Genomic DNA, 18,189 nt, shown 5'->3' with positions numbered 1-18,189 from the left:
CATCCCGCGCTTTGCGCCCGTGCGCGGGGCTGCGACGCTTGTAAAGACGCATAATCAAGTGTTGTTCTTTCCCGTCAGTCCATGGACCTCTTCCACCGCTGCGCGGTCCCCCTTCCCCGTGCGCGGGGAAGGCTAAAAAGACCCGCTGTGATTGACAGCGGGTCTTGTTCGTGACGATATGCGTTTAGAAGTCTGCTTTCCAGAGGCCGTGGAGGTTGCAGTAGGCGAAGGCCGCTACGGGCTTGTCGTCGCCGGCTACCTTGAAGACGGCTTCCGGCGTGTCACCGGGTTTGAGGTGCTTGATCTGAGCGCCCTGCTCCGTCTGGAGATGAATCCACTCGATGTAGTGTTCCGGCAGCATCGGATGCGCGACTTTACCGACCTGGACGGTGACTTCGCCGCCTTCGCGGTCAAACGTCACTTCCGGTACGTGTTTTTCCTGCGCGGCATCCTGCGTGTTCGGGATGAGCTCCGTCATCGGAGCCGAGCAACACGAGAGCGTACCGCCGCGGTCCTCGATGAGTCCGACGATATTACCACAAGTCTTGCATACAAAGAAACGTTTTGCCATAAAAAAGCCCTCCTTGCAAAAATACTTGTCACTATCACTATTGTACCGATTCCCATGCGGACTGGCAAGGTATTTTCAGATATTTCTTATCTTTCGTCAGCCCTGCTCCTTACGCAATCCAGGCGTTGAATTTCTCGACCATCTTGAACGGTTTGTACGACTCCTTGGCCTTGCGCAGGCCTTCGTGGCCCATGTCTTCCTCACGGTTGATGTAGGTCATGTCCTGCCAGGCATTGGCGACGAAGCCCTGGTTGATGGCAGGATACGCGCCGCGGATGTTCGGGTCGGCCTTCTCGACATGGATGACGGCCGTGTCCGCATTGAGCGGCTCGCCGAAGGTGAATGCGATGATGCGGTTGTCGAGCCGGATGGCACCGCCCTTGAGCTTGAAATACGCGTAGTCGTTGAGTATTTCAAGGATGGCCTTGCGCTCCCAGGCGATGAAGGGGTCGTCCGGTTCATCCTGCAGGCGCAGCTTGTACCAGTTGTTGAGCTCAATCTTGCAGGCCGTGATAATGTCGTCCGTGATGGGCAGGTATTCGGCTTCCGGATAGAGCTTGCGGAACGCATTGAGATGATTCTTTTTCGAATGGAGCTTGCGGCCCGAGAGCGTCGTGAGCTTTTCGGCCTCATAGACGTAATCCCAATTGTCGCGATCGTCTTCGATCGTGAATGCCGCGCCCTTGTAGCCTGCGAGGAATTCCGCAAACGGCTTTTCGAGGCCCGTGAAGTAGAAAGGCCAGCCCTGTTCCTTGAAATAAGCAAGGAAAGAATCGACAGCCTCCTGCCACCGGTCTTCGTCGCAGAACGGCTGGATGGCCATATGCTGTCCTTCCCATTCACAGATCATGTAGAGGATCCCATCTTCCTCGGCCCACTGGATGTGGTACGGTTCACGCCACATGTAGAAATTCGTGAACGTGAAATGGGAATTCTCATAATAACGGCTGGCAAAATAACGGTCCAGCACCGGTTTGTCTTCTTTTTGCAATAACTGGAATTCGATGATGCTCATCCCCCCGGTGAAAACTATACTTGTTATTCATTTATTATATCAACGATGTCAAATCCTGTATGTGACTGACTCACTTGCTGTCCTTGGCGGGATGTGCCGCGTTCTGCCGCGCGGCGTTCAGGATTCCAGTTTCTTCATCTGACGGGCTGCTTCCGCCTGGCGCACGACCTCCTCAAGACCGGCGCCGCCGGCTGCGGCCACGGCAGCGAGCACCGCCCCCTCGGCGAGCGGGCAGTCGACGAGGCGCACAGCGTCATCACGGCATTCCTCGACGGCAAGCTCTGCCGTCATGACGGCGGAGCCCATATCCATGAGGACGACGGCACCATCCATGCCGCAGACTTCCTCAATGGCCGTCTTGACCCGCGAGAAACTCGTGCCGAGCATGCCGTCTTCAAGGCCGCCTGCCGCTTCGATGGGCACGTCGCCGTGCGTCATCATCGCGGCCAGTTCCCTGACGCCTTCCGCGAGCTTCTGGCTGTGCGATACGATTACAATACCAACCACAAAAATTCCCCCCTTGCGATGAAATGCGGCCAGCAGAGCTGACCGCATGATTCATCTTTATGGCATGGACACGGCAAGCCGTGTGCGACTTATTTGTAGTAACGGACACCGGCCTCGAAGAGCTGCTGGTCCTTGGCGCCCGGAACGTTCTTTGCGATGTCGGCGCCGATGCGCTCCGAATGCCCCATCTTGCCGAGCACGCGGCCGTCGGGGCTCGTGATACCCTCGATGGCATCGATGGAGCCGTTCGGATTGAACGGGATGTCCATCGACGGATTGCCGGCGGCATCGACGTACTGCGTCGCGATCTGGCCGTTGCGGCGCAGCTGCTCAATCGTGGCCTCATCGGCTACGAAGCGACCTTCGCCATGGGAAACGGCAATCGAGTGGACATCGCCGACCGAGACGTTGTTGAACCACGGCGAGAGGTTCGAGGCGACGCGCGTCTCGACCATGCAGGAGACGTGACGGCCGAGCGTGTTGTGAGTGAGCGTCGGGGAATTCTGCGAGAGGTCGCGGATCTCGCCGTACGGCACGAGGCCGAGCTTGATGAGTGCCTGAAAGCCGTTGCAGATGCCAAGCATCAGGCCGTCGCGCTTCTCGAGCAGGTTCATGACTTCTTCCTTGATGCGCGGATTGCGGAACATAGCCGCGATGAATTTGCCGGAGCCGTCCGGTTCGTCACCGCCGCTGAAGCCGCCCGGCAGCATGATGATGTTGGCCTGCTCGATGCCCTTGACGATGGCTGCGACCGTTTCTTCAACGGCAGCCGGCGTCAGGTTGCGGACGATCAGCGTCTCAGCATCGGCGCCGGCGCGCTCCCAGGCGCGGGCCGAATCGTACTCGCAGTTCGTGCCCGGGAATACCGGGATGAAGACGCGCGGACGCGCGATGTGCGTGCCGCCCGTGAGGACATTGCCCTTCGTGTACGGCGTGAAGATGGCTTCCGATTTGGCCTTCTTGTGAACGTTCGTCGGGAAGATTTTCTCGAGCGGCGTCGTGTAGGCCGCGACGGCGGCGCTCAGCGCAACCGTCGTGCCGTTGCAGACAATTTCCTGCGCAGCCGTCGTCTGGCCGAGCACATAAGCGCCCGTGCCGGCAAGCGCAGCTTCCACGTCGACGCCAGTGGCCACTTCGAGCAGGATCGTGCCGTAATCGGCGCAGAAGAGTTCTTCCTTCGTCATGTCCTTCGCAAAGGTGAAGCCGATCTCATTGCCGAATGCCATCTTCGTGACGGCAGCGGCGACGCCGCCCACGCCGATGCTCTGTGCGGAGAGTACCTTGCCTGCAGCCGTGAGGTCATGGATCCTCGCAAAGTTCTCGCGGAGTTTCGCGAAGACCGGCAGATCCTGCTCATCCTTCGGCGCCGGCACAAGGTAGACGCGGCTGCCGGCCTGCTTGAACTCCGGCGAGAGCGCATGGTCGGCCTTCATGACGTCGACGGCAAAGGCGGCGAGCGTCGGCGGCACGTGGATGTGCTCAAAGGTGCCGGACATGGAGTCCTTGCCGCCGATGGCCGGGATGCCCATCTCGTGCTGAGCCCAGAGGGCGCCGATGAGTGCAGCAAACGGATTGCCCCACTTCGCAGGGTCCTTGCCGAGGCTCTCGAAGTATTCCTGGAAGGTCAGGCGAACCTTGGAGGCATCGCCGCCGAGTGCGACCATCTTGGCCGCAGCCTCGACCACGGAATACAGAGCACCGTGGAACGGGCTCCAGGTCGTGAAGGCCGGATTGAGGCCGAACGTCATGGCCGTGGCCGTGTTCGTCTCTGCGCCGAGCACCGGCAGTTTGGCAACCATGCCTTCAGACGGGGTCAGCTGCGTCTTGCCGCCGAACGGCATCAGCACGCTGTTGCCGCCGATGGTCGAGTCAAAGCGTTCGGCAAGGCCCTTCTGGCTGCAGACGTTGAGGTCCTGCAGGTTCTTGAGCCAGGCTGTTGCAAGGTCGTCGCAGGCAGCGACGGCTGCAGGCACCTCGAAAAGGTAGCGCTTGGCCGTATCCGGCTGGGCGATGACAGCCGTGACGTGCTGGCGCACGCCGTTCGTGTCGAGGAAGGCGCGGTTCATCTGCACGATTTCCTTGCCGCGCCACTTCATGATGAGGCGCGGTTTCTCGGTGACGATGGCGACCGGCGTCGCCTCGAGGTTCTCATCATCCGAGAACTTCTGGAAGGCTTCGACATCCTTCGGGTCAAGTACGACGGCCATGCGCTCCTGCGATTCGGAGATGGCCAGTTCCGTACCGTCGAGGCCCTTGTATTTCTTCTTGACGGTATCGAGGTCGATGACGAGGCCGTCGGCGAGCTCGCCGATGGCAACGGCAACGCCGCCGGCACCGAAGTCGTTGCAGCGCTTGATCATGCGCGAGACGCTCGGGTTGCGGAAAAGGCGCTGGATCTTGCGCTCCGTCGGCGGATTGCCCTTCTGGACCTCAGCGCCGCAGGTCGTCAGCGATTCTTCCGTATGCTCCTTCGAGGAACCCGTTGCACCGCCGCAGCCGTCACGGCCCGTGCGGCCGCCGACGAGCACGATGATGTCGCCGGCTGCCGGACGCTCGCGCACGACGTTCTCCTTCGGTGCCGCCGCGATGACGGCGCCAATTTCCATACGCTTGGCCATGTAGCCTTCGTGGTAGACTTCGCGGACCTGGCCCGTCGCGAGGCCGATCTGATTGCCGTAGGAGCTGTAGCCGGCTGCGGCGCCGAGCGTGATTTTCTTCTGCGGCAGCTTGCCCGGCAGCGTCTCACTGAACGGGCGGCGCGGATCGGCAGCGCCCGTCACGCGCATGGCCTGATAGACGTAGGAACGGCCGGAGAGCGGATCGCGGATGGCACCGCCGAGGCAGGTGGCCGCGCCGCCGAACGGCTCGATTTCCGTCGGATGGTTGTGCGTCTCGTTCTTGAACATGACGAGCCAGTCTTCCTGCCTGCCGCCGATATCGGCCTTGATCTCAATGCTGCAGGCATTGATTTCCTCGGATTTATCGAGGTCTTCGAGCAGGCCCTGCTTGCGCAGTGCCTTCATGCCGATGATAGCGATGTCCATGAGCGTGACCGCGCGATCCGTATCCTCACCGTAGAGGTCTTTGCGGTCTTTCATATACTGGTCATACGCCTTCTTCATGGCCGGCGTGAAGTAGCCGTCCTCGATCTTCACGTCGTCGATGGCCGTCGTGAATGTCGTGTGGCGGCAGTGATCCGACCAGTACGTGTCGATGACGCGCAGCTCCGTGATCGTCGGGGCGCGGTGCTCCGTGCCGCGGAAATACGTCTGGCAGAACTTAAGGTCCTCAAAGCTCATGGCAAAGCCGCGCGCATCCATGAAAGCGTGCAAACCGGTTTCATCGAGGTCGTTGAACTCACTCAGGACTTCGACGTCGGCCGGCTCCGTCGTCACCATGTCGAGGGATTCCGGCTTCTCGAGCGAGGCCTCGCGGCTCTCGACGGCGTTGATGCAGTAATCCTTGATCTTGGCAAAGTCGGCATCACTGACCTCGCCCGTCAGCACGATGACGCGGGCCGTCGCGATTTCCGGGCGTTCCTTCTGCGTGACGAGCTGGACGCACTGGGCGGCCGAGTCGGCTGTCTGGTCATACTGGCCTGGCAGGTACTCGACGGCAAATACGCGGGAATGCGGGAAATCCGGCAGCGTCTCCTCGTAGACCTGGTCTACCGGAGCTTCGGCGAAGACGACGAACTTGACCTGCTCATACTCTTCCTCGCTGAGACCTTCCATATCGTAGCGCTTGATGATCCGCACCGACTGCAGGCCTTCGAGATGGAAGGTCTCCTTGAGGTCGTCGCAGAGCTGCTGAGCTGCGATATCGAATCCCTGTCTTTTTTCTACGAAAATTCTTCTTACCGTCATGAGTGTTTCTTTCCTCCAAATACAACGAGATGAACCAATTCCCTCACAAGCGATCGACTGCAATCTTGCCCGCAGGAGCTGCCACGGGTGCAGACGTGAAAATTTGCTTCTATATTCGTATTGTACCGAAAAGATTTGGCAGATGCAAGAAGCCATCACAATCTTTTCGCAAAGAGACGCTTGTCCAGCAGTTATTCATCATTTGTTTCCTTCTGGTGGATAGTATCAGCATTTGCTTTATTATTGCTTGCACTTATGATATAATTGTTCTAATTTCTATGAATTGTTTTACATGTGATTTGACCAAAAGGAGGGCCTGGAACATGAAAGAACTGCTAGAGCTCCTGGAACATGACGCGCGCCGCCCCGTCAGTGAGCTGGCATCCATGCTGCACCGCAGTGAATACGAGGTCGAGCAGGACATCAAGAAGCTCGAGAAGGACAAGATTATCCTGTCCTACAACACGTTGATCAACTGGGAAAAATTCGGCACGGATACGGTCACGGCCATCATCGAGATCAACCTGACCCCGCAGCGCGAGGTCGGCTTCGACGCGATTGCCGAGCGCATCTACCGTTTCGACGAGGTCCGCACGGTCTACCTCATGAGCGGCAGCTTCGACCTGCTCGTCATCATCGAGGGCAAATCGCTGAAGGACGTGGCCAATTTCGTCGCGACACGCCTCGCCACGATTGAGGGTGTGACGCAGACGCGCAGCCATTTCATGCTCAAGCCGTACAAGAAGGACGGCGTCATCATCAACGATGAGGAACGCGACCGCAGACTGGTGGTGACGCCATGATTGAGACCCGCTCTGACTGGCATGACCGCCTTTCCCCCGCCGTCAATGCCATTGCACCGTCTGGTATCCGCAAATTCTTTGATATCGCCGCCCAGATGGAAGATGTCATCTCCCTTGGCGTCGGCGAGCCGGATTTTGTGACACCATGGTCCATCCGCGAGAGCTGCGTCTATGGCCTCGAACAGGGATACACCTCGTACACGGCCAACCGTGGCCTGCCCGAGCTGCGCGAAGAGATTGCCAAGCACTACAAAGAAGAGTACGACTGCTCGTATGAGGCCAGGACCGATATCCTCGTGACCGTCGGCGTCAGCGAGGCACTCGATCTCGCGATGCGCGCCATCCTCGCCCCCGGCGACGAAGTCCTGATCCCGGAGCCCTGCTACGTCTCGTACCAGGCCTGCACGACGCTTGCCGGCGGTGTTCCCGTGGCCGTGCCCGCCAAGATTGAAAACGAATTCCGCATCACGCCGCAGGAGCTCGAGGAGCACGTCACCGACAGGACGAAGGTACTGCTCATCGGCTACCCGAACAACCCGACGGGCGCCATCATGCGCCGTGAGGACCTCATGGCCATCGCAGCCTTCGCGAAGAAGCATGACCTCATCGTCATTTCTGACGAGATTTACGGCGATCTCACGTATGGCGGCGAGGAACACGTCTGCTTCTCCTCGCTGCCCGACATGCAGGAGCGCACGATCCTCCTGAATGGCTTCTCGAAGGCATACGCGATGACGGGGTGGCGCATCGGTTACGCGATGAGCAATCCGACAATCATCAGCGCGATGACGAAGATCCATCAGTACACGATGCTCTGCGCGCCGATCACGGCTCAAATTGCCGCCATTGAGGCCCTGCGTCACGGCAAGAAGTACATGCAGAAGATGGTCGCGGAATACGACCGCCGCCGTCACCTCATCTACGACGGCTTCACGAAGATGGGCCTCTCCTGCTTCGAGCCGAAAGGTGCCTTCTACATCTTCCCGAACATCACGAGCACAGGCTACACCTCCGAGGAATTTGCCGAGGAACTCCTGAAGAGCGAACACGTCGCCCTGATCCCGGGTTCCGCGTTCGGCGCCTGCGGCGAAGGTCATGTGCGCTGTTCCTATGCGACGTCCATCGACAAGATTTCCGAAGCCCTCGCGCGCATCGAGAACTTCCTCAAGAACCATCCCAAGCGATAAAAACAGCAGCATGTCAACAGGCCCCGACCTGCGTTTACGCGTATGACGGGGTCTGTTTTTGTATGCCTGCCGTTTTCTTCTTCGCATTTCCGGATTTTCCTGTCAGTCCACTTGTCAAACGACCGCACTGTGATATAATGGAACAATCTCGTAAGTTGATCGCTTTGTTACAGGAGGTTTGTCATGGATTGGTCCAGGGGCTATGCGCTCATCGTCGCCGCCGCATTTCTTTCGGAATACATCCGCGTCCGCGTGGATTATCACATCCTGGAGCTCACACTCATATGCATCGCGGTACCGGTCCTCTTCTTCGCCGTCTGTGTCGTCTGTTATCTCGTGCTCGCGTCACTCACCGACCGCGTCTGCAATTTCATCGAGGGCAACGGATTCCGCACCGATCCCTGACTGTCTCTCAAGAGGCTGCCGGCGGCCGCATCGTTGACAAAGCATACCGTTCATGGTATACTATTTCCTGTTCCGGACATATGCGCTCGTAGTCCAGTGGATAGGACGTTGGCCTCCGGAGCCGAAAGCGGCAGTTCGACTCTGCCCGAGCGCACCACTATATGGCAATAACAGGTTTCAGCAAAGGCTGCGTGACCTGCAGCAGGATTCCCGACACGATGTGCCGGGAATTTTTTTACGCACAGAAAAGAACAGGGGACGTTCCCGGCACATATATGCGTGCCGGAGCGTCCCCTGTTCATCCATATTGCCTTATACGTTTGTCCGCCCGTTATTTGGCAACCTGAGCGGCATCAGACGTTTTCGTCCCTTCTGGCTGCCACTTGCGCATGGCCTCGTTGCGGACCTTGCTCTTCTCCTCCGGCGTCAGCTTCCAGTAATCTCCGAATTTGCCATCCTGCTTGAGTGCCGGCTCCCAATCGCCGTACGTCGGGTTCGGCAGGGCGATGAAGCGATGCCCAAACTCTGCCTTGTGCTGGTCAACGAGAGCATTGCGCTCCTTCTGTCCCTTGTGGTACGTGCCGATTGGCAGGTCGCCTGCATTGTCACCGAGGTAGACGACGACGTCGTATTTCTGGCTGACCGCATCGTAGCGCGGCTGCTTGTTGCTCGTATCCGTCTTGAAGAGCATGTGCTCGCGGTCGATCTGCGGAAAGCCGACGGCCTTCATGTTCTTGGCCGAGCCATCGTACTGCGTCTTCATGCTACGGTTCGTGACATAGAAGATGTCGACGCCGAGCTTGTCAACCGACTGCAGGAACTCTGCGGCACCCGGCATGGCCGTGGCTTTGGCGGCAGCGCACCAGGCATCCCAGTTCTTGTTGCTGTAGGCGTTGTCCGTGCCGATGAGGCCGGCCTCAAAGGCGCTGTTGTCAAGAACCGTCTCGTCGGCATCGAGCACGATGGCCAGTGGCTTGTCGCCAGCCTTGTGATGAGCCACGGCGCGCACGACCTGATCAAGGGCGGCATTGTATGCCTGATAGCAGAGCTCGCGGTATTCGGCCGAGTTCTGCATCCAGGCAGCGGCCATCGTCAGTTCGGCGTTGAGGTCCTGCTGCGTGTAAGCCTGTGCTTCTGCGGCAAACGTCGTCTGCGGTGCACCCGTGATCAGCGAAATCCCCAAAGCGGCAGCAACCAGCAGGCTCTTCTTCTTGCTCATGAACGTCATCGTCATTCCTCCATTTTCCCTCTCGGAGCGATGCTCCAAGAATCTCTCTCGTTTTCAATAAACAATATTATTATAAGTCTTAAAATATAAAGATAAAAGGACATTTGACCAAAAATTTCGGACTTATGTCCATTTTTTGTACCGGTTTCGGGTAGGAATCACCGCTGGAAGGAACGAAATAAGAAACATCAAGATTTGGCAGGAGGTTTTTTTATGGCAAATGAACAGAAGGCCTGGTGGAAAGAGGCCGTCATCTATCAGATCTATCCGCGCAGTTTCCAGGATTCCAACGGCGATGGCATCGGCGATTTGCCGGGCATCACGCAACGCATCCCCTATCTCCGGAAACTCGGGGTCGACGTCATCTGGCTCTCCCCGATTTATCGGTCCCCGAATGACGACAACGGCTATGACATCTCCGATTACCGGGCCATCATGGACGATTTCGGCACGATGGCGGATTTCGACACCTTGCTCAAGACGGCACACGAGGCCGGCATCAAGATCGTCATGGATCTCGTCGTCAACCATACGTCCGATGAACATGCCTGGTTCGTCGAGAGCCGCAAGTCCCGCGAGAATCCGTACCGGGATTTCTACATCTGGAAAGATGGCAGGAACGGCGGCGCACCGAACAACTGGGAGTCATACTTCAGCGGCCCGGCCTGGCAGTACGATGAGGCCACGGATCAGTATTACCTGCACTGCTTCTCGAAGAAACAGCCCGACCTCAACTGGGAGAACCCCAAGGTCCGCGATGCCGTCTTCGACATGATGACCTGGTGGTGCGAGAAGGGCATCGACGGCTTCCGCATGGATGTCATCTCGATGATCTCGAAGGACCAGTCCTTCCCGGACGGCCCCGTCAAGGCGGACGGCTACGGCGACCTTTCGCCGCACGTCTGCAATGGGCCGCGCGTCCATGAATACCTGCAGGAAATGAATCGCCGCGTACTTTCCCATTACGATCTGCTGACCGTCGGCGAAGCTGCCGGCGTCACGATTGATGAAGCCAAGAAGTACGCGCGCAGCGATGGTAAAGAGCTCGGCATGGTCTTCCAGTTCGAGCATGTCGGCCCGGAGAACGGCAAGGGCAGCATTATCGACAAGTGGACGACGGGCAAGCCGCAGATGCCGAAGGTCCGCGCCATCCTCAACAAATGGCAGCGGGAGCTTGATGGCAAAGCCTGGAACTCACTCTATCTCGACAATCACGATCAGCCGCGCTGCGTCTCGACGTTCGGCAACGACAGCCCCGAGTGGCGCGTGCTCTCCGCCAAGATGCTCGCGACCTGCCTGCACATGCAGAAGGGCACGCCGTACATCTATCAGGGCGAGGAACTCGGCATGACGAACACGAAATTCCACTCGCTCGCAGACTGCCAGGATCTCGAGGAAATCAACGCCTGGCACCAGTATGTCGACGAACAGAAGAAGGTATCGGCCGAGACGATGCTCCAGTGCTTCGACACCATGGCCCGCGACAACGCGCGCACGCCGATGCAGTGGGATGCAAGTGCCAACGCCGGCTTCACGACGGGCAAGCCCTGGCTCGCCGTCAACCCCAACTACACGGAAATCAACGCCGAAGCCGCGCTCAAGGACCCGGATTCCACCTTCTACTACTACCAGAAGCTCATCCGGCTGCGCCATGCACATCCCATCATCGTCTATGGCACCTTCGAGCCGCTGCTCGAGGACAGTGAGACGATTTACGCCTTCGCGCGCGAGCTCGACGGCAAGCGCCTGACAGTCGCCTGCAACTGGACGGAGCACGAGGTTCCCTGCAGCCTCTTTGACGAAAATCCGGGCGAGGAACTCATCTCGAATTACCCGAGCCATAAAGCTGGCATTCTGCAGCCTTACGAAGCGCGTGTCGTGCTCACCGATAAATAATGCGCCTCATCCTGCAAAGGATGTAAAAATCCCGCTTCCCAGGACATGTTCCCAGGAGCGGGATTTTTTATCATTCGTCGTTATTGTTCGCTGGCTGTGGATCATCCTGCTGCGCACGCAGCTCCTCGATGGAGAGATTCTGCAGATACGAACGATGCTCATCGTCATGGAAATAGACGAAACCCACATGGCGCACATACGGCTCGATGGTCGCAAGCTTCAGGAGAGGCGTCACAACGAGCAGCTGGAGGTCCAGCTTGCGGAAGAGCTCGAGTCCAAAGGCCGCCGCCTCATCCGAACTCTTGAGGAAGGCCTCATCGATGGCGACGAAACGGAAGGACTGCTCGCCCGCATGCTTGCCCTCGATGCCGAAGTTGTAGACGATGCTGGCCGCGAGGATCGTGTAGGCGAGCTTTTCCTTCTGCCCGCCGGACTTGCCGCCCGAATCCGTGTAATGCTCGTATTCACTGTCATCCTCACGCCAGTGCTCGGCCGCTGCAAAGGCAAACCAGTTGCGCACGTCGGTGACGTGACGGCGCCAGGCAAGATCTTCGCCCGTGTGGCCGGGACACCCCTCGAGGCGCTGTACCATGGCCGACACCTTCTGGAACTGCTGCTCGCCATAGGCAGCAGCCTCGTCCGGCTGCTCTGACTCTGCGTCCGTGCAGGCCGCCAGGTCCATGCGGAAGGAACGCACGCGCTCGTCAGCCGCCTGCACGCATTCCATCTGGATGTAGCGTCCGGGATTGTAGTCGATGTCGTAAAGCGAGGTGTTGATGCGCGCAATGCGCTCCTCGATATCGCGGGCCGCTGCCTCAAGATGCGCCCGGAAGAGCGTCATCTGCTTGATGGTGTTTTCCCGCAGCAGGGCGCGGAAACGGCTCTCGAAGCGCGGCAGATCATCTGCCTGCAATCGCTCGAGGATGGCTTCGTAATCGCGCAGGGCTTCCGGCGTGACGGCAAGGTCACGCCCTGCCTGCGGATAGCGTTCCCGGAACAGCGCCATCTGGCTGACCATGCGTCTGCTGCGCGCGGCAAGCTCCTCATCCGCGCGTTCCAGATGCTTCTTCAGCCAGGCTTCATACGCCGTACGCAGATCCCTGCCAGACTGTGCACCGCCGCTTTTGTCCGGCCGGTCGCGCTCAAGGAGCGGTGAGATTGCCTGCCACTTCGCGCTGGGGACGGCATCTCGACTGGCCTTTGCCGCCTGCATGCGCCCGGAAAGGTCCTGCAGGCTCTGCGCACCGCGCGTCAGGGCATCGCGCAGAAGATACATCTTCTTCTGCTGAGCCGCGCGGCGTTCCTGCAAGTCCTGCACGCGCTGCTGCTGCAGGCGGTAATCCTCATTGCCCTGTTCGAGCTGCCGGCGTTCCTCGCGCAGGGCGGCGAGGGATTTTCGCAGCGGTTCCGTATCAATTGCGCCAAAGGCCGTCACGGCCGTGAGCCGGTCAAACTGGCGCAGTTTTCCTTGGATGTCCCTTTCTTCCCGCTTGAGTTTCTGAGCCGCCTGATGGAAGTAGCGTTCCTCCTCCTGCAGGTCGAGCTGCTCCGCTTCGAGTGCCTGGACCTTGCGCTGATTCGAGAAGCCCAGGATGTAGCGGCTGCGGTCGCCGATATCGCGGCGGTCGTCCTTCTCGTGACGGCGGCCGCCCGTCTTGATCTGGCCTGCTTTTGTCAACGCGAAGCGCGCATGGCGGAACTCCTTCATTTCCTCGACACATGTATGGGCAAAGCGGCGCGCAAGCTCCGCCTGCAGCCAATTCGCATACGGGGAATCTTCGCGAAGGTTCAGCTTGCTGCAGGCTGCATCTTGAGGAACCTCCGGCAAGTTTTCCTGCACGAGCTCATCGACGCAGTAGTAGACGAGCTTCAGGTGCAGCGGATGGCGCTCGAGCCAGTTGGCCACTTCGCCGTAATGCGTCTGCGGCACGATGAGCGAGAGGCCGAAGCTGTGCAGCAGGCGCTCGAGCGCCCCTTCCCATTCCTGTTCATCCTCGCGGACCTCCAGGAGCTCGCCGACAAACGGCATCTCACTCGGCGCGAGGTTCAGGCTTTCCGCCAGCTGCTCGCGCAGCCTGACGTACTCGTGCGGGATGTTCGACTGACGGCCGCGCAGAGAGGTCAGCTCCGTCGCGAGCGTTTCCGCACGCTTCTTCATCTCCGCCTCGTTGCTGCGGGCCGCGGCGCGCTCGTCGCCGATCTCGTCGAGGCGCTGCTCGGCAGCCTGACGCAAGGCAGTGATTTTCTCCCGGTTTTCCGCGAATTCCTCCAGGCTCTGCGGGAGACGGCAGCCGGTCACGCCAGCAGACGAAAGGGCCTCGCCATACTTGGCGGCAGCCTCCTCGCGCGCGGCGAGGGCTGCTTCCGCCAGCCTGATCCTGCCGACGAGTTCGCTGAGGCGCTGCCCGCCATGCTGGACAAGGGCCTGGCTTGCCGTCAGGAATTCCTGTTCAAGCGCCTCCTGACGCCGCTGCTCGTCCTCAAATTCCCGCTGGCGCGCGGCCTGTTCCTGCTGCAGGCTTTCCGCCTTCTTCGAGAGAGCCTCGCAGGCCATGCCCGCGAGCCAGGCCGGCAGCACCTCGCGCATGTCGATGAGTTCCTGACGGCGGCGCTGGAGGCGGCGGTAGACCATGCCGTCCTCAACAAGGGGCTTCAAGAGCTCCTGCTGGCTCCGCGCCTGCAGGACAGACTGATGCGCCGCCTCCAGGTCGTGGTAATGGTGCAGCAGGTTCTCGACATAAGCATCCGTATCCGGCACATCGAGCATGCTCTGGCGCACGAAGTCCGTCAGCGAATCGACCTTCTTCATCGAGACGGTCTGCTGGAAGAGCTCCATGGCCTGTTCCTGATGGAGGCCGAACGCGCGCCGAAAGACGCGCGCATAGGCCGGATAGTCATCGAAGACCTCGAGGCCTTCCTGCGAGGAAAGCTCCTTCTTGAAGCGGCGCATATCCGGGCCAATCTTGCTGAACGCATCGCAGATATGGAGCTCCTTATTGGCTGCCACGTAGAAACGGCTCGGATAGCGGATGCTCTCATCGCGGAACCAGAAGACCTGCGCGAGTGTCATCGTCTTGCCGAAATTCTCATCGGCAAAAATCCCGAGGATGACGCTGTACTGGCTGCGGTCGCGCAGGGCCAGCGGGCGTCCGCCGCCGTCCTCGGTCCGGCGCTGCGCATAATAGCCGAGCACGTAGCTCGCGAGGTCGCGTTCGCGCGCATCGGCGTCGGCCGCCTTGTTGTACGTGACTTTGCGCGGCGGCACGAGCAGCGTCAGTATGGCATCGACGAGCGTCGACTTGCCGGAGCCGACATCGCCCGTGAGCAGTGCGGCCTCGCCGCCGAGTTCAAACGACCAGACGCGCTGGTCGAACGTTCCCCAGTTATAGACCTCGAGCCGCTGCAGGCGGTAGCCGAGCTTCGGAAGCTCGCCCGTCGTATCAAATAAATTCATTTTCCGGCCTCCTCTCCACCGTCCTGCTGACCGTATGCCTCGTATTCCTTGAGGCGCGCCTCAAAATCACGCAGCCATTCCGCCGTCACGAAGCTGCGCAGGAGCGGGCGCACGGCATAGGCCGCCTCCGCCCCAACCGGCTCGAGAAAGCCCATCTGCACGGCCTGCTGGATGTCGCGGTCGACGCGCATGAGGAACTGTGTCTCATTCGTCACGGGCGGGAAATATGGGCGCAGCGAGAGTTCCAGATCGTCGCGCGTCACGATGAGGCGCGCATCGCCGCGGGCTGCATCGAATTCTCCGAGTTTCTTCCGCAGCGTCACGAGCATCATGCTGAGGCTGAAGCCCAGCGGATGACGCGGCATGATGCGCGGCAGCCCCGAGGATTCGTCCTGGCGCAGATAGGCGTATTCATCGGCTTCATCGACGTAGAGCTGCAGGCCGATGACGCGGAAGTAATCCATGAGCCGCACGCGTTCTTTCCAGACCGTCTGCCAGAGCGCCTCATCCTTGTCGCGAAAGACGACGCCGCGCAGGAGCGCAATGGCCGCGCGCGCGAACGGAGCGGCATCGTCTGCCTGTTCTTTGTCGGAAGAAAACGCGGCTTCTCCCGACGAAGTCACGCCAGCTTCCGGTTCCGTATCTTCCCAGACCGTCCTGTCATCCCGATTTTCGATTCCCATTAAGCGTGTTCTCCTTTCCTTGCGGCATGATGATGGCGGCCATCCGGTCGTTTCCGGTGAAAGACAATCGTCTCGCAGCGCGCAGCCACCTCCTGGCCGTCCCTGCAGTAGAGGATGTCCTGCCACTCGTCCTCCCGCACCTCGCTGCCTTCGCGGCGGCTCGCGATGACGAGATAGGCGAGCAGTTCGCCCAGTCCCTGCTCGAGCGGATGGGAGCGGATCACCTCGCCGAGCGTCACCGTTTCCTGCTGCTCCAGCATGCCGTCAATCTGCGCCTGCAGGCGCCGGCGGTCAATCGGGCGTTCCCGCAGCAGTGCCGTCACGGGGCCATCGGCCACCCCCTCGATGAGATCCTGATCGCGCAGCCGCGTGCGCTTCGGCAGGACGAACATGCGCCGGTCCATCGGCAGGGAGATGGAAGGCGCCATGCCGTCGATGGCCGTGAACGGGCCGTTCGGCACCTCCGGAAGCTTTGCCGCCCGCTGCTCGATGCGGCCGATGAGCTCATAGATATACCGCTCCTCCTGCAGAGTGTGTTCATCGACGAAGCGGCGAATCTGCTTGTCAAGCGCCCCCACCGTCTGCTCCACGGCAGCCGCCGCGCGCAGCCAGTCCTGCATCATCTCGCCGAGCGGATGTTCCTTGAGCATCGGGCGGAGCTCCGGCACCTCCTCGAGATGGGCAAGAGTTGCGCGGAAATCCTCCTGCTTGAATCCCGTCATGAGGAAGCGCCAGAACGCCTCAAAACTCTGCCCCTGCTCTGACTGACGGATGACATCGCGCTGCACAAAGATCTCCTCGAGCAGATCGCCCTTGCCCTGTTTCCAGGTCATGACGTCCGTCATGAGCCGGTGCTCGAGCAGGCGGAAATTCTCCTCGACCTCGCGAAAATCGGCGAGCAGGCCCTCAGATGTCTGCACGGCCTGCAGGAAGCGCTCCTTGACCTGGACAGCGCTGAGCGCAGGCTCCACTCTGCCGCTCGCCTCAATCGCCGCCATCTCCCGCTCGATGGCATCCTTCTGCCGGCGCAGCCAGTCCATGCGGTGCTGCGGATCCCGGTCCGTCTCGCGCTCCACCTCATGCAGCAGCGAGAAGACCGTGCGCAGGCGCGATTCCGTGCCGATGAACGGGCGATGATGAAGTCCTGCGAGCCATTCCACGGCTTTCTGGGCATCAGATGTCAGATCGTAGAGCACTTCGTTATCGGGGCCATAGAAGCGCCGCAGCCAGCGGTGCTGCTCGTCCGACCAGCTCAGAAGCAGGCTGCCGGCCTGCCGCGCAAGTTCCGCCGTATTTCCCGCGGCTCCCGTCTCATAAAGGAAGCTGGTCAGCGCATCGAGCAGCTTCTCCTCGGGCAAAGCCCGCGTTCTCTTTTGCAGAAAGACCTCATAAAAGAAGGCCGCGGCCAGCGGCCCGTGTTCTGCCGCCAGCAGCCGCCAGGCAGGGCTTTTGGCCCGCAATTCCTTCAAGGCCGCAAAGCCCATATCCGCCCGCTCTTCGTTCAACACGTTTCCCTCCCGAACCTGCCTCTCGGCAGGATTATTGCTCAAAATCACATATCTTCTATTATACACAAAAAAGTCTAAACGGTATAATAAAAGAAAACGATGCTGGGGAGGAATCATCATGCGCATTGCCATCATTACGGGTGCTTCGAGCGGCCTCGGGGCGGAATACGCCCGGCTGCTCGCCGAGGAGACCGGGCTCGAGGAAATCTGGCTCATCGCCAGGAGAAAGGAACGGCTCGAAATGCTTGCCCGCTCGCTGCCTCTGCCCTGCCGCCTGCTGCCGCTCGACCTCACGCGGGAAGAATCCCTGCGGCAGGTACGCGACCGCCTGCAGCATACAGAGGACCTCACCGTGAACTGGCTCATAAACGCCGCGGGATTCGGCCGCATCGGCAGCTGCGGAACGATCGGCGTGATGACCGAAAGCCGCATGATTGAGCTCAACTGCCGTGCGGCTGTGGCCATGACAGAACTATGCCTGCCGCACATGAGAGAAGGCTCTCATATCATCGAGGTCTGTTCCTGCGCCGCCTTCCAGCCCATCCCTTACCTGACGACCTACGCCGCCACCAAGGCCTTCCTGCTGCGCTACAGCCGCGGCCTCTGTGCGGAGCTCGCGCCACGCGGCATCTCTGTCACGGCCGTCTGCCCGTACTGGATCCGCGATACCGAATTCATCGCCGGGGCCAAGGAAACCGACCACGAGGGCCTCTTTCACGGCTTCCCGCTCGCCACGGACAAACATACTGTCGCACGCCGTTCGCTGCGTGCAGCACAGAACGGCCACGCCATCTGCACGCCCGACCTCGTCTCAACACTCGACCGCTTCTTCAGTGCCTTCGTTCCCAATGCCCTCATACTCCGTCTTATCAACCTTTACCGGCATTTATAAAGCCCAAGGACTTCCTCCGGCCCTTCGGGGCACCAAGACATGAGCCTGAGCGGAGGGATGTATTCCGCCTGGAAGCGTCCAGCGTCTGCCCGCAGGGCTGGGGCCCAACATGAAGGAACGTCATGCCGGATGTTAGAACGCCGCGGCAGGCGGCGAAACTCCTTTGCTGCTCAC

At 60.0% G+C, this 18,189-nt stretch carries 13 protein-coding genes and 1 tRNA gene; 6 read left to right on the top strand and 8 right to left on the bottom strand.

What is annotated here, in order from left to right; all coding sequences use genetic code 11:
• Positions 1-184: 184 nt before the first annotated feature.
• The 4 genes from DWX75_RS05325 to DWX75_RS05310 form a co-directional block, all read right to left on the bottom strand.
• The gene (locus tag DWX75_RS05325) at positions 185-571 is read right to left on the bottom strand and encodes a desulfoferrodoxin family protein (protein WP_118015297.1); all 387 of its coding nucleotides are present in this window, start codon (positions 569-571) and stop codon (positions 185-187) included.
• Positions 572-680: 109 nt separating this feature from the next.
• Positions 681-1,586 carry a DUF2156 domain-containing protein gene (locus tag DWX75_RS05320; RefSeq protein ID WP_118015296.1) on the bottom strand — a complete coding sequence of 302 codons (906 nt, stop codon included), beginning with the start codon at positions 1,584-1,586 and terminating at the stop codon, positions 681-683.
• Between the two features lie 117 nt (positions 1,587-1,703).
• Positions 1,704-2,093 carry a dihydroxyacetone kinase phosphoryl donor subunit DhaM gene (gene dhaM / locus DWX75_RS05315; protein WP_118015295.1) on the bottom strand — a complete coding sequence of 130 codons (390 nt, stop codon included), beginning with the start codon at positions 2,091-2,093 and terminating at the stop codon, positions 1,704-1,706.
• An 89-nt stretch (positions 2,094-2,182) separates the two neighbouring features.
• Positions 2,183-5,959, bottom strand: coding sequence for a phosphoribosylformylglycinamidine synthase (locus DWX75_RS05310; RefSeq protein WP_118015294.1), 3,777 nt, complete (start codon positions 5,957-5,959; stop codon positions 2,183-2,185).
• 323 nt (positions 5,960-6,282) lie between these two features.
• On the opposite strand from DWX75_RS05310, the gene DWX75_RS05305 reads away from it, so the two are divergent.
• The 4 genes from DWX75_RS05305 (at position 6,283) to DWX75_RS05290 (ending at position 8,511) form a co-directional block, all read left to right on the top strand.
• On the top strand, positions 6,283-6,762 hold the full coding sequence (locus tag DWX75_RS05305; protein ID WP_118015293.1) for an Lrp/AsnC family transcriptional regulator: 480 nt from the start codon (positions 6,283-6,285) through the stop codon (positions 6,760-6,762).
• Positions 6,759-7,949 (top strand): aminotransferase class I/II-fold pyridoxal phosphate-dependent enzyme, encoded by a 1,191-nt coding sequence (locus DWX75_RS05300; protein WP_118015292.1) that lies wholly within the window; start codon positions 6,759-6,761, stop codon positions 7,947-7,949. Before DWX75_RS05305 ends, DWX75_RS05300 begins: the two co-directional genes overlap by 4 nt.
• Positions 7,950-8,132: 183 nt before the next feature.
• Positions 8,133-8,354 carry a hypothetical protein gene (locus DWX75_RS05295; protein ID WP_118015291.1) on the top strand — a complete coding sequence of 74 codons (222 nt, stop codon included), beginning with the start codon at positions 8,133-8,135 and terminating at the stop codon, positions 8,352-8,354.
• 82 nt (positions 8,355-8,436) lie between these two features.
• Positions 8,437-8,511: transfer RNA gene (locus DWX75_RS05290), tRNA-Arg, on the top strand.
• 174 nt (positions 8,512-8,685) lie between these two features.
• Here DWX75_RS05290 and DWX75_RS05285 read toward each other — a convergent pair.
• Complete coding sequence (locus DWX75_RS05285) at positions 8,686-9,582, bottom strand: 5'-nucleotidase, lipoprotein e(P4) family (protein ID WP_199497523.1); 897 nt, start codon at positions 9,580-9,582, stop codon at positions 8,686-8,688.
• 213 nt (positions 9,583-9,795) lie between these two features.
• Here DWX75_RS05285 and DWX75_RS05280 point away from each other — a divergent pair, with 213 nt between their 5' ends.
• Positions 9,796-11,478, top strand: coding sequence for an alpha-glucosidase (locus DWX75_RS05280; protein WP_118015290.1), 1,683 nt, complete (start codon positions 9,796-9,798; stop codon positions 11,476-11,478).
• A gap of 70 nt (positions 11,479-11,548) precedes the next feature.
• On the opposite strand, the gene DWX75_RS05275 is transcribed toward DWX75_RS05280, so the two are convergent.
• From DWX75_RS05275 to DWX75_RS05265, 3 genes are read right to left on the bottom strand one after another with little or no spacing between them, the layout of a single operon-like run.
• Positions 11,549-14,932 (bottom strand): ATP-binding protein, encoded by a 3,384-nt coding sequence (locus DWX75_RS05275; protein ID WP_118015289.1) that lies wholly within the window; start codon positions 14,930-14,932, stop codon positions 11,549-11,551.
• A complete protein-coding gene (locus DWX75_RS05270; protein ID WP_118015288.1) occupies positions 14,929-15,615 on the bottom strand; it encodes a DUF4194 domain-containing protein in 687 nt (228 codons plus the stop codon). Before DWX75_RS05270 ends, DWX75_RS05275 begins: the two co-directional genes overlap by 4 nt.
• A complete protein-coding gene (locus tag DWX75_RS05265) occupies positions 15,615-17,123 on the bottom strand; it encodes a DUF3375 domain-containing protein (protein ID WP_158558761.1) in 1,509 nt (502 codons plus the stop codon). Before DWX75_RS05265 ends, DWX75_RS05270 begins: the two co-directional genes overlap by 1 nt.
• Before the next feature lie 118 nt (positions 17,124-17,241).
• Here DWX75_RS05265 and DWX75_RS05260 point away from each other — a divergent pair, with 118 nt between their 5' ends.
• Entirely contained in the window at positions 17,242-18,015 is a 774-nt protein-coding gene (locus DWX75_RS05260) for an SDR family oxidoreductase (protein ID WP_118015286.1), read from the top strand.
• Positions 18,016-18,189 lie beyond the last annotated feature (174 nt).

It is taken from the genome of Mitsuokella sp. AF21-1AC (assembly GCF_003458855.1).
Lineage (GTDB): Bacteria > Bacillota > Negativicutes > Selenomonadales > Selenomonadaceae > Mitsuokella.
The sequence above is the reverse complement of the archived record's forward strand: the minus strand, read 5'-3'. Positions and strand labels throughout refer to the sequence as shown.

Excerpts from the sequence above, each read along its gene's own strand:
- DWX75_RS05280 (WP_118015290.1), top strand. The coding sequence starts at position 9,796 with ATGGCAAATGAACAGAAGGCCTGGTGGAAAGAGGCCGTCATCTATCAG.
- DWX75_RS05260 (WP_118015286.1), top strand. The coding sequence starts at position 17,242 with ATGCGCATTGCCATCATTACGGGTGCTTCGAGCGGCCTCGGGGCGGAA.
- DWX75_RS05275 (WP_118015289.1), bottom strand. The coding sequence starts at position 14,932 with ATGAATTTATTTGATACGACGGGCGAGCTTCCGAAGCTCGGCTACCGC.
- DWX75_RS05285 (WP_199497523.1), bottom strand. The coding sequence starts at position 9,582 with ATGACGTTCATGAGCAAGAAGAAGAGCCTGCTGGTTGCTGCCGCTTTG.
- DWX75_RS05310 (WP_118015294.1), bottom strand. The coding sequence starts at position 5,959 with ATGACGGTAAGAAGAATTTTCGTAGAAAAAAGACAGGGATTCGATATC.
- DWX75_RS05320 (WP_118015296.1), bottom strand. The coding sequence starts at position 1,586 with ATGAGCATCATCGAATTCCAGTTATTGCAAAAAGAAGACAAACCGGTG.
- DWX75_RS05295 (WP_118015291.1), top strand. The coding sequence starts at position 8,133 with ATGGATTGGTCCAGGGGCTATGCGCTCATCGTCGCCGCCGCATTTCTT.
- DWX75_RS05325 (WP_118015297.1), bottom strand. The coding sequence starts at position 571 with ATGGCAAAACGTTTCTTTGTATGCAAGACTTGTGGTAATATCGTCGGA.
- DWX75_RS05270 (WP_118015288.1), bottom strand. The coding sequence starts at position 15,615 with ATGGGAATCGAAAATCGGGATGACAGGACGGTCTGGGAAGATACGGAA.
- DWX75_RS05300 (WP_118015292.1), top strand. The coding sequence starts at position 6,759 with ATGATTGAGACCCGCTCTGACTGGCATGACCGCCTTTCCCCCGCCGTC.
- DWX75_RS05305 (WP_118015293.1), top strand. The coding sequence starts at position 6,283 with ATGAAAGAACTGCTAGAGCTCCTGGAACATGACGCGCGCCGCCCCGTC.